The 12,696-nt window shown below is 72.5% G+C and carries 12 protein-coding genes; 4 read left to right on the top strand and 8 right to left on the bottom strand.

Translation table 11 applies throughout. The features are described from left to right. Nucleotides 1–73: 73 nt before the first annotated feature. From ilvD to ASD90_RS07815, 4 genes are all read right to left on the bottom strand, one after another. Entirely contained in the window at nucleotides 74–1,774 is a 1,701-nt protein-coding gene (ilvD, locus tag ASD90_RS07830) for a dihydroxy-acid dehydratase (RefSeq protein ID WP_056753635.1), read from the bottom strand. 78 nt (nucleotides 1,775–1,852) lie between these two features. Next, nucleotides 1,853–2,386, bottom strand: coding sequence for a histidine phosphatase family protein (locus ASD90_RS07825; protein ID WP_235506424.1), 534 nt, complete (start codon nucleotides 2,384–2,386; stop codon nucleotides 1,853–1,855). A gap of 46 nt (nucleotides 2,387–2,432) precedes the next feature. Then, complete coding sequence (locus tag ASD90_RS07820; protein ID WP_056753630.1) at nucleotides 2,433–4,496, bottom strand: YhgE/Pip domain-containing protein; 2,064 nt, start codon at nucleotides 4,494–4,496, stop codon at nucleotides 2,433–2,435. Beyond that, nucleotides 4,493–5,116 (bottom strand): hypothetical protein, encoded by a 624-nt coding sequence (locus ASD90_RS07815; protein ID WP_056753627.1) that lies wholly within the window; start codon nucleotides 5,114–5,116, stop codon nucleotides 4,493–4,495. The genes ASD90_RS07820 and ASD90_RS07815 overlap by 4 nt, the downstream gene beginning before the upstream one ends. 93 nt (nucleotides 5,117–5,209) lie before the next feature. Here ASD90_RS07815 and ASD90_RS07810 point away from each other — a divergent pair, with 93 nt between their 5' ends. Beyond that, nucleotides 5,210–5,839: a TetR/AcrR family transcriptional regulator gene (locus ASD90_RS07810; protein WP_082588537.1), complete on the top strand. Its 630-nt coding sequence runs from the start codon at nucleotides 5,210–5,212 to the stop codon at nucleotides 5,837–5,839. Nucleotides 5,840–5,868: 29 nt separating this feature from the next. Here ASD90_RS07810 and ASD90_RS07805 read toward each other — a convergent pair whose 3' ends face one another. From ASD90_RS07805 to ASD90_RS07795, 3 genes are read right to left on the bottom strand one after another with little or no spacing between them, the layout of a single operon-like run. Then, complete coding sequence (locus tag ASD90_RS07805) at nucleotides 5,869–6,165, bottom strand: MoaD/ThiS family protein (protein WP_056753624.1); 297 nt, start codon at nucleotides 6,163–6,165, stop codon at nucleotides 5,869–5,871. A gap of 17 nt (nucleotides 6,166–6,182) precedes the next feature. Next, on the bottom strand, nucleotides 6,183–7,265 hold the full coding sequence (locus ASD90_RS07800) for a sialidase family protein (RefSeq protein WP_056754667.1): 1,083 nt from the start codon (nucleotides 7,263–7,265) through the stop codon (nucleotides 6,183–6,185). Between the two features lie 14 nt (nucleotides 7,266–7,279). After that, complete coding sequence (locus ASD90_RS07795; protein ID WP_056753621.1) at nucleotides 7,280–8,236, bottom strand: 2-hydroxyacid dehydrogenase; 957 nt, start codon at nucleotides 8,234–8,236, stop codon at nucleotides 7,280–7,282. Between the two features lie 74 nt (nucleotides 8,237–8,310). Between ASD90_RS07795 and ASD90_RS07790 the strand changes: the two genes are divergently transcribed. The 3 genes from ASD90_RS07790 (at nucleotide 8,311) to ASD90_RS07780 (ending at nucleotide 11,007) form a co-directional block, all read left to right on the top strand. Then, a complete protein-coding gene (locus tag ASD90_RS07790; RefSeq protein WP_056753619.1) occupies nucleotides 8,311–8,970 on the top strand; it encodes an MOSC domain-containing protein in 660 nt (219 codons plus the stop codon). A gap of 40 nt (nucleotides 8,971–9,010) precedes the next feature. Then, nucleotides 9,011–10,189: a sorbosone dehydrogenase family protein gene (locus tag ASD90_RS07785; RefSeq protein ID WP_056753616.1), complete on the top strand. Its 1,179-nt coding sequence runs from the start codon at nucleotides 9,011–9,013 to the stop codon at nucleotides 10,187–10,189. 107 nt (nucleotides 10,190–10,296) lie between these two features. Beyond that, nucleotides 10,297–11,007: a DUF937 domain-containing protein gene (locus ASD90_RS07780; RefSeq protein WP_056753613.1), complete on the top strand. Its 711-nt coding sequence runs from the start codon at nucleotides 10,297–10,299 to the stop codon at nucleotides 11,005–11,007. A gap of 140 nt (nucleotides 11,008–11,147) precedes the next feature. Here the strand turns inward: ASD90_RS07780 and gatB are convergent, their stop codons facing one another. Further along, nucleotides 11,148–12,695, bottom strand: coding sequence for an Asp-tRNA(Asn)/Glu-tRNA(Gln) amidotransferase subunit GatB (gatB, locus tag ASD90_RS07775; protein WP_056753610.1), 1,548 nt, complete (start codon nucleotides 12,693–12,695; stop codon nucleotides 11,148–11,150). Between the last annotated feature and the right edge of the window lies 1 nt (nucleotide 12,696).

The raw sequence follows: 12,696 nt of genomic DNA, 5'->3' as shown, positions 1-12,696 counted from the left end.
CCGAGGACGCGCGGACGCACCGGGATCGGATCCCGGTGCGCCGCGACCTGCTCGGTGTGTTGCGGGTGAGTCGTCAGCCGCAGACGGCCCCGCGGCTCGCGCTGCCGACGAGCTTGCGGTACTTCGCGAGCACGCCGCGCTGGTACTTCGGCTCGGGATGCGTCACCCCGGCGGCCCGGCGGCGGCCCATCTCCTCCTCGTCGACGAGCACGTCGAGCGTGCCGTTCGCGACGTCGAGGCGGATCGTGTCGCCGTCCTGGACGAATGCGATGGGCCCGTCGTCGACGGCCTCCGGTGCGACGTGTCCGACGCAGAGACCCGTCGTGCCGCCCGAGAAGCGGCCGTCGGTGAGGAGCAGGACGTCCTTGCCCAGGCCCGCGCCCTTGATGGCGCCGGTGACGGCGAGCATCTCGCGCATGCCCGGGCCGCCCTTGGGGCCCTCGTAGCGGATGACGACGACGTCGTTCTTCTGGAGCGAGCCCCGCTCGACGGCGTCCATCGCGGCGCGCTCCCCGTCGAAGACGCGGGCGGTGCCCTCGAAGACGGACTCGTCGAAGCCGGCCGACTTCACGACGGCTCCCTCGGGGGCGAGGGAGCCGGTGAGGATCGTGAGGCCGCCCGTCTGGTGGATCGGGGTCGCCATCTCGCGGATGACCCGCCCGTCGATGTGCGGCGGGTTGATGTCGTCGAGGTTCTCGGCCATCGTCTTGCCCGTCACCGTCAGGCAGTCCCCGTCGAGCAGACCCGCCTCGAGGAGCGTCTTCATGACGACGGGGATGCCACCGATGTGGTCGATGTCCTTCATGACGAAGCTGCCGAAGGGCTTGACGTCGGCCAGGTGCGGGACCTTCGCGCCGATGCGACGGAAGTCCTCGATCGTGAGGTCGACCTCGGCCTCGTTCGCGATGGCGAGCAGGTGGAGCACGGCGTTGGTCGAGCCACCGAACGCCATGACGACGGCGATGGCGTTCTCGAAGGCCGGCTTGGTCATGATGTCGCGGGCCGTGATGCCGCGACGGAGCAGCTCGACGACGGCCTCGCCCGACTTGCGGGCGTACATGTCGCGACGCCGGTCGGTGGCCGGCGGCGCGGCCGACCCGGGGATGGACATGCCGATCGCCTCGGCGACGGCGGCCATGGTGTTGGCCGTGTAGAAGCCGCCGCAGGCGCCCTCACCCGGGCAGATGGCGCGCTCGATGGCGTCGACGTCCTCGAGCGACATCTTCCCGGCGGCGCACGCCCCGACCGCCTCGAAGGCGTCGATGATCGTGACCTCCTTCTCGGTGCCGTCGGAGAGCTTGGCGATGCCGGGCAGGATCGTGCCGGCGTAGAGGAAGACGGACGCCAGGTCGAGGCGCGCGGCGGCCATGAGCATGCCCGGCAGCGACTTGTCGCAACCGGCGAGCAGCACCGAGCCGTCGAGGCGCTCGGCGCTCATGACCGTCTCGACGGAGTCCGCGATGATCTCGCGGGAGACGAGGCTGAAGTGCATGCCCTCGTGGCCCATCGAGATGCCGTCGGAGACGGAGATCGTGCCGAACTCCAGCGGGTAGCCGCCTCCGGCGTGGACACCGTCCTTGACCGCCTGGGCGAGCCGGTCGAGCGAGAGGTTGCAGGGCGTGATCTCGTTCCACGAGCTCGCGACGCCGATCTGGGGCTTGGCCCAGTCGTCGTCGCCGAGGCCTACGGCCCGGAGCATCCCCCGCGCGGCGGTCTTCTCGAGACCGTCGGTGACGTCGCGGCTGCGGGGCTTGATGTCAGGCGTCTGCGTCATGGCTGCAGCATAGAACCGTGTCCGCTGGGTGGACACCGCATCTCACGGCCTGAGCCCTTCGAGGCACGACGCCTGGGGTCAGTCGTCGTGCCCGCGGCTGACGTGGAAACGCGCCAGGGCACAGGACCCGAGGTCGAGATCGGCCCACTCCCCCGCGTACCGGAGGACCGCGAGCCCGCTCGTCACGAACCCCTCGCCGAGCGCCTCGTGCGCCTCCCGGGAGCCCTCGCCGTCGGTGAGCAGGCTGGTCAGCTGGGCCATCGTCGGGTTGTGCCCGACGACGAGGACCGTCGCCATGTCGCCGGCGTCCTCACGGACCGTCTCGAGCGTCTGCTCCGACCCTCCGAGGTAGACGCTGCGCCGGAACTCGACGAACTCGGTGTGCGCACCGCCGCGGCACGCCTCCTCCCACGTCTGGCGGGTGCGCTGCGCGGTCGAGCAGATGACGAGGTCGGGCACGAGCCCCTCCGCATGGAGCCACTTCCCGGCCGCCTTGGCGTCCCGGCGACCGCGAGCGGCGAGCTCGCGGTCGTGGTCGGGCTTGCCCGGCCCCTCCTCGGCCTTGCCGTGCCGCATGAGGATGAGGGTCTTCTCTCTCGAGGCGCTGCTCATGGTTCCGAGCATGCTCCGGACGCGGGCTCTTGTCAGCCCGGACGGGTCAGAGGCTCAGCTCGGGCCTGATCCGCGAGGGGGTCCACACCCGCGACCGCCGGGCCGCGATCGTCGAGACCGCCAGCGCGCCCACGAGGTAGGCCGCGAGCACTCCGAGGTCGCCGAGGACGGGTCCGAGGTCGGCGCCGTACATGAGGCGGCGCAGCCCGTCGATCGCATAGGTCATGGGCACGACGTGGTGGATCGCCTGGAGCGGTCCGGGCAGCGTCTGCCACGGGAAGGTGCCGCCCGCGCTGACGAGCTGGACGACCATGAAGACGAGCCCGAGGAACTTGCCGACGGCGCCGAGCCGGGCCGCGAGCGCGTGCAGGATCGCGACGAAGGTCATGGAGACGAAGCCGAGGAAGAGCAGGGCGAGCACCGGGTGCGCGACCCGGATGTCGAGAGCCATCGACACCACGAGGTAGAGGGCGACGGTCTGCACGATGCCGACGGCGACGGGCGCGAGCCAGCCACCGAGGGCGGTGCGCAGCGACCGCTGGCTCGTCGCGAGCGCACGGGTCGAGAAGGGCCGCACGAGCAGGAACAGCGTGTAGGCACCGATCCACAGCGCGAGGCTGAGGAAGAGCGGGGCCAGCCCGGCGCCGTAGGTGCCCGCCGCGGCCATGCTCGCCGACGACACGTCGACCGGGTCGCCGACGGTGGCGGCGACGGCCCGGCGCTGGGCGTCGGTGGGGTCGGGCACCGCGTCACGGCCCTTGGCGAGCTGCGTGTGCAGGTCCGTCGCGCCGGCCGCGAGCCGGCCGAGACCCGTCCTGAGGTCGGCGACCCCGGCCGCGAGCGAGTCACCGCCCGAGGCCGCCCGGGCGGCGCCGGTCTGGAGCTGGGCCGAGCCCGCGACGAGCGTGCCGAGGCCGCTCTCGAGGGTCGCCGTGCCGTCGCGGAGCGCGCGAGAGCCGGTGGCGGCCTTCGAGATGCCGTCGGTCAGGGCGGGCGTCGCGTCGGCGAGCTGCCTGGCGCCGGCGGCGACCTGGTCGGCACCGGCGGAGAGTCGGTCGAGGTCGCCGGAGGCCGACTGGATGCGCCCGTCGGCGGTGTCGACGAGCCCGTCGATGGTGTCGAGACGGCTCTCGACGAGGGCCAGCTGGGCCTCGTCGAGACCGGCGCCCTGCAGCTCGTCGAGCAGACGTGCGCGCTGGGTCGTGAGGTCGCCCTGGAGCGTCGTCGAGATGCCGGCGACCTGTTGCCCGACCGCCGCGACCTTCTGGTTGCCGGCCGCGACCTGCGCGGCGCCGTCGGCGAGGCGATCGGACTGGGCGGGGAGCGACCGCGTGCGGGACTCGAGGGTACCGAGACCCGAGGCCAGGCTGGTCGCGCCGGAGTGCAGCCGCTCGGCGCCCGACAGCGCCTTCGCCGCCCCCGTGTGCAGGGCCGTCGCGCCCGACGCGAGGTCGTGCAGCCCCGAGGCGAGCGACCGCGCTCCGGTCGCCGCCTGCGCCGCGCCGTCGTCGGCCTTGACGAGCCCGGCGCGAAGCTTCTCGGACCCGTCCACGGCCTTGCCGAGGTTGTCGTGGATCTGGTTGAAGCCGATGAGGAGGCGGTCGGCCGCCTTCTCGCTGACCTGCGAGGCGACCGACGAGCTCACCTGCTTGATGACGGTGTTGCCCATGATCGTCGTCATGTAGTTGTTGGCGTCGTTCGTCTCGAGCACGACGTTGGCCCGCCGGGGCGTGAAGTCCGCGGTCGCCGCGAGGTCTGCGGAGAACGTCGAGGGCAGCAGAACCGCGAACGAGTAGCGCCCGTCGTGCACCCCCTGGAGGGCCTCGGCCCGCGAGACCTTGTGCCAGTCGAACGACTTCGACCCGACGAGGTGGTCGGCGACCTCGTCACCGACATCGAGCTTCTCGCCGGTCGACAGGGTCGTGCCCGTGTCGTCGCTGGCCACCGCCGCGGGGACCTGCGGCAGGGCGGCATACGGGTCGTGGTTGGCGTAGAGGTAGAGCCCGCCGTAGAGCGTGGGGATGAGGGCGAGCGCGACGACGCCGAGCCGGGCGAGGCGCGACGACGTGAGTCGGCGCAGCTCGGCGAGGGCCAGTCGGATGGGGTTCATGCGGTCACTCCGTCGGAGGTCAGGGGTCGCAGGGTCGTGGCGATGGCGGGCGAGCACAGCGCGACGACGGTGAGGCCCGTGTCGGCGAGGGCACGCGCGGCCTCGAACCACTCGTAGGGGTCGCCGCCGTGGCGGTCGGGGCCGGCGAGCACGACGACGCGGACCCGGGGGTGCCAGGAGCCCAGCTCGAGCAGCAGTCGGGTGCGCAGCCCGGGCCGGAGGCTCTCCCAGCGGCGGCCGGCGAGGTCGGTGAGGTCGCGGTCCTCGAGGAAGGCGGCGACGTCCTTGCGGGCGGAGGGACGCTCGGCGAGCGCCAGCTCCTCGGCGACGACGGCTCGCAGCGGGAGGGCGTCCTCGGGCGCGGTGACGTCGGGGACGTCGACGAGGCGGGTGCGCAGCTGGAGGTGCGACCGCTCCGACGTGCCGCCGATGCTGATCGAGCCCGTGAGCAGGTCGACGCGGCCGCCGATGGCGAGGGCGAGGGCCACCTGGCCGACGCCCGGGTCGATCCCGACCACGGTGACCTCACCGGCCGGGGCGACGAAGTCCACGCCCTCGACGAACGGCTCGTGCGTGCCCTCGATCGACACGTTGCGCGCGGTCACCTGGCGCTCGTTCACTGCTGCACTTCCCTTCGACGGGGCGATCCCGTCTCGATACGAGTATGCATCCAATACGCACCCGTATTCAATTCGAGGGCGTATCCTTGGCGTATGCCGTCCACCACAGCCCCGATGCCGAGCGCGCCCCCCATCACGGCCCGTCGACGGGCCACCCGCGACCGGGTGCTCGCCGCAGCGAGCGAGGTCTTCGCGGAGCGCGGCTTCCACGGCGCCAGCGTCGAGGACATCTGCGAGCGCGCCGGCTTCACGCGCGGCGCGTTCTACTCGAACTTCAGCTCGAAGGACGACCTCGTCGTCGAGCTGTCACAGCGCCACTCCGAGGCGCTCGTCGAGCGCATCCGGCGCGCGAGCAAGCGCGAGCACGCGAGCGCCGACGAGGTGCTGCGCGACGTCTTCGCGGCGCTCGCCGACGACAGTCGGAGCAAGGAGCGCTGGCTCGTGCTCACGACGGAGTTCACCCTCCACGCCATCCGCGACGCCGAGGCCCGACGCGCCTGGGCCGCGCAGCAGCGCCGCGTCCGTGACGAGCTCGTGGCCGTCGTCGACGAGGCGGTGTCGCGGCAGGGTCTGACGCTGCCCATCTCCACCGAGCTCTTCGTGCGCGCGGCCATCTCGCTGGCCCAGGGGTCGATGACCCAGCGCCTCGTCGAGCCTCGGTCACTCACCGTCGGCGAGCTGGAGCGCACCGTCCTCCCGATCCTCCTCGGCGTGGACGCCTGACGCCCGGACGCGAGGTCTCTCGGGCAGCGTCAGCCCCCGGAGACGGCGTTGATGATGTGCACGCGGGCGCCGGCCGGGACGGGCGCGCCGACACCCTCGCCGCGCGTGGCGTCCTCACCGTTGACGAAGACCTTGACGTGCCGGCGGATCTGGCCGCGCTCGTCGCGCACCTTCCCGTCGAGGATGCGATGACCCGAGAAGGCCCGGTCGAGCAGCTCGGCCACCGTCTGGGTCTCGCCCGGGGACTCGACCTCGATCTCCGCCACACCACCCACGAGGTCGCGGAGCATGCCCGGGAGGATGACGCGGACGGGAGCGGACGGCATACGGAATCCCTTGGGTGTCAGGCGAGCTGGGCCGCGCGCACGACGAGCACGTCGGGCAGCTGCGTCGCGATGCGCTGGAAGGAGTCACCCTCGTCGGCCGAGGCGAAGACGTCGCCGTTGCGGGTGCCGAGGTAGACGCCGACGGGGTCGGCGGTGTCGAGCGAGGCCGCGTCGCGCAGGACGCACGTGTAGCTGTGGTCGGGCAGCCCGGTCGCCTGCTGGCGCCACGTCGCACCGGCGTCGTCGGACCGCTGCACCTGCAGCTGGGCGTCGGGCGGGATGCGCTCGCCGGCGTCGGCGACGGGCACGACCCAGACGACTCCCGCGCGGCGCGGGTGGGCGAGGACCGTGAAACCGAAGTCGGTGGGCAGCCCGTCGGCGATGGAGTCCCACGTCGCGCCGTTGTCGTGCGATCGGTAGACGCCGTTGTGGTTCTGGGCGAAGAGCTCCCCCTCGCCCTGGCCGCGGGCCACCTTGTGCACGCACTGGCCGTACTCGGGGTACTCGTTGTCGGGCATGAAGCCGGCCCGGATGCCGGGGTTGCTCGGCTCCCACGTCTCGCCGCCGTCGCCGGAGCGGTAGACGCCGCCCGCGCTCATCGCGACGAGCACCGACTCCGGGTGACCGGGCTCGGGGACGATCGTGTGCACCGCGCCGCCGCCGAAACCCGGCTCCCAGGTCGGGCGGTGCGGGTGGTCCCACAGGCCGCGGACGAGCTCGTAGTGCTCCCCGCGGTCCCGGCTCTTGAAGAGGGCGTGCGGCTCGACCCCGGCCCACACGACGTCGGCGTCGTTGGGGTCGGGCGTCAGCTGCCAGACCCGCTCGAGCGCGGTGTCGGTGTCGGCTGGGAACGCCAGGGCGCGCTCGGCGCTCTCGGTCCACGTGCGACCACCGTCGGTGGACGCCTGGACGGTCGGTCCCCAGTGCCACGACTTGACGCCCGCCAGCACCGTGGAGCGACCCTCGCGGGTGTCGACGGCGACGGAGGCGACCTCGCTCATGAGGAAGTGCGGCCCCTCGAGGGTCCAGTCCTGCCGGTCGGTGCTGCGGACGATCCAGAGCCCCTTGCGCGTGCCGATGGCGACGATGGTCTCGGTCATGTTGACAGTGTCCACTATGTCTGTGGGGCAGACAAGGGTCCGGCGACGGCGTTGTCGACGAGCTCACCGGCGAGCAGCGCCTCGACCTGTCGGCGCACGAGTGCGATGGCGCGGGGGCGCATCGCGTCCGTCGCACCGCCGACGTGCGGCGTGATGAGGACGCCGGGCGCGGTCCACAGCGGGTGGTCCTCCGGGAGCGGCTCCGGGTCGGTCACGTCGAGCGCGGCGCGCAGCCGCCCGGCCGTGCACTCGGCCACGAGGGCGTCGGTGTCCACGACGGGGCCCCGGGCCACGTTGACGAGAAGGGCACCGTCCGGCATACGGCCCAGCAGCGACGCGTCGACCAGTCCGCGCGTCGAGTCGGTGAGCGGCACGATGACGACGACGACGTCGTGGTCGGGCAGCAGGTCAGGCAGCTCGTCGATGCCGTGCACGTGCGGCACCAGCTCGTCGCCCGCACGCGCCCGCGAGGCGACCGCCGTGAGCGTGACCTCGAAGGGCGCGAACCGGCGGGCGATCGCCCGTCCGATCCGGCCGTAGCCCACGACGAGCACACGGCGGTCGGCGAGCGCCGAACGCAGGCGCAGCGGCTCCCAGTGCCTGCGTCCCTGCGACCCGACGAGCTCCGGGATGTCGCGGATCGAAGCCAGGGTCAGCGTCAGGGCGAGCTCGGCCGTCGACGCGTCGTGAACACCGGCCGCATTGCAGAGCGTGACGCCGTCCGGGAGCTCGCCGACGAACTGCTCGTAGCCGGCGCTCTGCAGCTGGACGACCTCGAGCGCGTCGAGGCCCCGGGTGACGTCGGCGAGGCCGAGCTTCGTCATGTACGGCATGACCGCGAAGCGGATCTCGGCGCCGCGCGGGTGGGGGCGCTCCATGTCCCAGACGACCGCGTCGACGCCCTCGAGGTCAGCGAGGGCCTCGACGAACGCGGAGTCGGGGACGGACACGACGAGGGGATGAGCAGCCATGGAGCCACGCTAACGAAGGCCGGGTCGCCGGCCGGGAGCCGGTCCAGCACGTCGCCGATAGGCTCGGTGGAGTGATGACCCACCCCCACGTCCTGGCGCTCGGCTCGGGCCGACGGACAGCCCCGTCCGGGGGCGGACGCCCCACCGCCATCGACAAGCGGCCGGTCGCGTCGTTCGAGGTGCGCGACCCGGGCCCCAAGCACGGGGGCCTCGGAAGCGGCGTCGTCGGGGACGAGATCGGCAACCCGAAGCACCACGGCGGCACGCTGCAGGCCGTCTACGCCTACCCGCGCGAGGACCAGGAGTTCTGGGAGCAGCAGATCGGGCGACCCATCGCCCCAGGCGGTTTCGGCGAGAACATCACGACCGTGGGCATCGGGACGACGCACGCCCTCGTCGGCGAGCGGTGGCGGATCGGCGACGTCGTGCTGCAGGTCGAGGTGCCGCGCATCCCGTGCAGCACGTTCGCCGCGCACATGGGTGAGCCTCGCTGGGTGCGCCGCTTCACCGAGGCCGGGCGCACCGGCGCCTACCTCTCGGTCGTCACCCCGGGGCTGGTGCACGCCGGCGCGCCCATCGAGGTCGAGCGGCCCACCCACGACGTCGACCTGCTCCTGCTCTTCCGCGCCCTCACCGGCGACCTCGCCGCCGCGAGAAGGGTCGTCGTGGCGGACGTGGTCCACCCCGACGTCCGCGACGGGCTGCTGGATACGCTCGGGCGACGCGGCGGCTGAGCCACCGCGGTCCCGGGCGCCCGGTGGGACACAATGGGGTATGCCGCACTCCTCCCGATCGGTAGGCCGCGCCCTCCTGGGCGGTGTCTTCGTCGCGCTGGTCACGGCCGCGTGCTCGACGGCCGAGCCCTCTGCCCCCTCGACGGGTCCCGGGACGAGCGGGTCGACGACCCTCACCACGACCACCGAGGCCGGAAGCAGCACCTCGACGTCGGCGACCCCCACGACCACACGCCCGCCGGCGGCCCAGCCCGCCGGACCGGTGACCCTGCTCGGCGGGCTCGACATCGCCTGGTCGGTCGCGGTGCTGCCCGACGGCAGCGCCCTCGTCAGCGAGCGCAACACCGGGCGGATCCACCACGTGCCCAAGCCCGGCTCCGGGGGCAAGGCCACCGTCGCCGGGAGACTGCCGATCACCCGCACCGAGGGCGAGGGCGGCCTGCTCGGCCTCGCCGTTCCGGAGGACTTCGACGCCGACCCCGTCTTCTACGCGTACTACTCCACCGAGAGCGACAACCGCATCGCCGCCGTGCCGTGGCGCGACGGGACCATCGGCGAGCCGGTCGTCATCTTCGCCGGCATCCCCCGCGGGCGGAACCACAACGGTGGTCGCATCGCCTTTGGCCCGGACGGCTACCTCTACGTCGGCACGGGCGAGGCCGGCGACACGTCCCTGTCGCAGAACCTCGACTCGCTCGGCGGGAAGATCCTGCGCATCACCCCCGACGGCGACCCTGCCCCCGGCAACCCCTTCGGCGGCTCCCCGATCTGGTCCTACGGCCACCGCAACGTGCAGGGCCTTGCCTGGGACAGTCGGAAACGCCTGTGGGCCAGCGAGTTCGGGCAGAACACGTACGACGAGCTCAACCGTATCGAGCCCGGCAAGAACTACGGCTGGCCCGAGGTCGAGGGCCGTGCCGACAACCCCGACTACGTCGACCCGGTCGCCCAGTGGGCGACGTCCGAGATGTCACCGAGCGGCATCGCCGTCGGTCCCGACGGCGCCGTCTACATGGCGGCCCTGCGCGGACAGTCGGTCTGGCGCGTGCCGGTCAACGCCGACGGGTCCGTCGGCACGCCCACCCGACACCTCCAGGGCACCTACGGCCGCATCCGCGACATCCGTTTCGTCGACAACCGGGCGTGGATCACGACGAGCAACAACGACGGCGCCGACCGGCTCATCTCACTGCCGTCGCCCGCAGTCGGCGTCGGCTGACGCTCCTGGCCCATCGGTGACCCGTGGACCTGCCGCCGGTGCCGACACGTGGCTAGCCTGACGGGCAGGGTCGGCACCGGCGCCACCCACGAACAGGAGGGGCACCCATGGGTTCGTACGACGAGATCCTCGACCAGGTACCGATCGACCAGCTGGCGGGCCAGCTCGGGGTCGGCAGCGACGAGGTGCGCCAGGCGGCGGAGAACGCCCTGCCCGCCCTCCTCGGCGGTCTGCAGGCCAACGCCGGCGACCCTGCCGGCGCCGACTCGCTGCTCTCTGCCCTCTCCGACCACCAGGGCTCGATCAACGGGCTCGACGACGTCGACGAGCAGGACGGTCAGGCCATCGTCGGCAACATCTTCGGCGGCAGCACCGACCAGGTCGTCACCCAGCTGGGCGGCCTGGGCGGGTCGTCCGGGAGCCTCGTCCAGAAGCTGCTGCCCATCCTCGCCCCGATCGTCATGTCGTGGCTCGCCAACAAGCTGGGTCAGGGTGGCCTCGGCGGGATGCTCGGTGGCGGCTCGGGCTCGACCGGCTCGACCGGCTCGACCGGCTCGACCGGCTCGACCGGCTCGACGGGTGCGGGAGCGACCGACGGTGGCCCGCTCTTCCCCGGCGGCGTGGGCGCCGACAGCGGGCCGGTGCAGGCTCCGGGCAGCGCGACGTCGACGGGCGCGGCGTCCGGTGGGTCGAACCCGCTGCAGGACATCCTCGGCCAGGTGCTCGGTGGCGGCTCCGGCTCGTCCGGCGGCAGCGGCGGGGCGGGTGACGTCCTCGGCGGCCTGCTGGGCGGACTCCTCGGCGGCGGCAAGCGCTGACCCCAACCGTCGAGAGGCCACCCGTGGCCCCCTGACGCACGTCGAGAGGCCAGCTCGAGCCCACGTACGTGGGCCTGAGCTGGCCTCTCGACTGCGCTGGGGCGGCCGAACGTGGCCTCTCGACGGTTGGGGCGGGCGGGTTACTGGAGCTTGGCGAGGATGAGCTCGCGGGCCTTGCCGGCGTCGGCCTGGCCCTTCATCTCCTTCATGACCTGACCGATGAGCGCGCCCGCGGCCGCCACCTTGCCGTCGCGGATCTTGGCCGCGACGTCGGGGTTGGCCTCGATGACCTTGTCGACGGCCGCCTCGAGGGCACCGTCGTCCTGGACGAGCTCGAGCCCGCGGGCGTCCGCCACGGCCGTGGGGGTGCCCTCGCCGGCGAGCACGCCGTCGAGCACCTGACGGGCCATCGAGTCGTTGAGCCGGCCCGAGGCGACGAGGCCGTCGAGCTCGGCGACGTGCGCGGGCGTCAGGCCCAGCCCGGCGGCATACGTCACGATGTCCTGGCCCTCGGCGTTCGCGCGCCGTGACGGCTCACCGAGCCACCACTTCCTCGCGGCAGCCGCACTCGCGCCCGCCGCCACGGTCTCCTCGATGAGCTCGACCGCGCCGGCGTTGACGACGTCGCGCATCTCGAGATCGCTGTAGCCCCAGTCGGACTGGAGCCGCTTGCGGCGCAGTCCCGGGGGCTCCGGCAGCGTGCCGCGCAGGGCATCGACCGTCTCACGGGTCGGGGCGACAGGCACCAGGTCGGGCTCGGGGAAGTAGCGGTAGTCCTCGGCGTCCGACTTGACGCGGCCCGACGTCGTGATGCCGGTGTCCTCGTGCCAGTGCCGGGTCTCCTGCAGGATCGAGCCACCGCCGTCGAGGATCGCCGCGTGGCGCGAGATCTCATAGCGCACGGCGCGCTCGACCGACCGGAGCGAGTTGACGTTCTTCGTCTCGGTGCGGGTGCCCAGCGGCACGGCGAGCTGCTCCTCGCTCAGCGGGTCACCGACGTGAGGCCGCAGCGACACGTTCGCGTCGCAGCGCATCGAGCCCTGCTCCATCTTGACGTCGCTGACGTCGAGGGCGCGCAGCAGCTCGCGCAGTGCCGAGACGTACGCCTTGGCGACCTCGGGCGCGCGCTCCCCCGCCCCGACCATGGGCTTGGTGACGATCTCGATGAGCGGGATGCCGGCGCGGTTGTAGTCGACGAGCGAGTGGTCGGCGCCGTGGATGCGGCCGGTCGCGCCGCCGATGTGCAGCGACTTGCCGGTGTCCTCCTCCATGTGCGCGCGCTCGATCTCGACGCGGTAGGTGCTGCCGTCCTCGAGCTCGACGTCGAGGTGTCCCTCGAAGGCGATCGGCTCGTCGTACTGCGAGGTCTGGAAGTTCTTGGGCATGTCCGGGTAGAAGTAGTTCTTCCGGGCGAAGCGGCACCACTCGGCGATCTCGCAGTTGAGCGCCAGGCCGATGCGGATGGCCGACTCCACGGCCTTCTCGTTGACCACGGGCAGCGCACCGGGCAGCCCGAGGCAGACCGGGCAGACCTGCGAGTTGGGCTCGGCGCCGAACTCCGTGGGGCAGCCGCAGAACATCTTGGTCGCCGTGTGGAGCTCGACGTGGACCTCGAGGCCCATCACCGGGTCGAACTTCCTCATGGCCTCGTCGTAGTCCATGACGGCGTCGGTCGCGACGGTGGTCATG

Source organism: Terrabacter sp. Root181, from assembly GCF_001428505.1.
Lineage (GTDB): Bacteria > Actinomycetota > Actinomycetes > Actinomycetales > Dermatophilaceae > Terrabacter.
The sequence above is the reverse complement of the archived record's forward strand: the minus strand, read 5'-3'. Positions and strand labels throughout refer to the sequence as shown.

Bases quoted from the DNA above. Each gene is read 5' to 3' on its own strand.
- ASD90_RS07810 (WP_082588537.1), top strand. From the start codon at position 5,210: ATGCCGTCCACCACAGCCCCGATGCCGAGCGCGCCCCCCATCACGGCC.
- ASD90_RS07820 (WP_056753630.1), bottom strand. From the start codon at position 4,496: ATGAACCCCATCCGACTGGCCCTCGCCGAGCTGCGCCGACTCACGTCG.
- ASD90_RS07780 (WP_056753613.1), top strand. From the start codon at position 10,297: ATGGGTTCGTACGACGAGATCCTCGACCAGGTACCGATCGACCAGCTG.
- ASD90_RS07800 (WP_056754667.1), bottom strand. From the start codon at position 7,265: ATGACCGAGACCATCGTCGCCATCGGCACGCGCAAGGGGCTCTGGATC.
- ASD90_RS07795 (WP_056753621.1), bottom strand. From the start codon at position 8,236: ATGGCTGCTCATCCCCTCGTCGTGTCCGTCCCCGACTCCGCGTTCGTC.
- ilvD (WP_056753635.1), bottom strand. From the start codon at position 1,774: ATGACGCAGACGCCTGACATCAAGCCCCGCAGCCGCGACGTCACCGAC.
- ASD90_RS07805 (WP_056753624.1), bottom strand. From the start codon at position 6,165: ATGCCGTCCGCTCCCGTCCGCGTCATCCTCCCGGGCATGCTCCGCGAC.
- ASD90_RS07790 (WP_056753619.1), top strand. From the start codon at position 8,311: ATGACCCACCCCCACGTCCTGGCGCTCGGCTCGGGCCGACGGACAGCC.
- ASD90_RS07785 (WP_056753616.1), top strand. From the start codon at position 9,011: ATGCCGCACTCCTCCCGATCGGTAGGCCGCGCCCTCCTGGGCGGTGTC.
- ASD90_RS07825 (WP_235506424.1), bottom strand. From the start codon at position 2,386: ATGAGCAGCGCCTCGAGAGAGAAGACCCTCATCCTCATGCGGCACGGC.
- gatB (WP_056753610.1), bottom strand. From the start codon at position 12,695: ATGACCACCGTCGCGACCGACGCCGTCATGGACTACGACGAGGCCATG.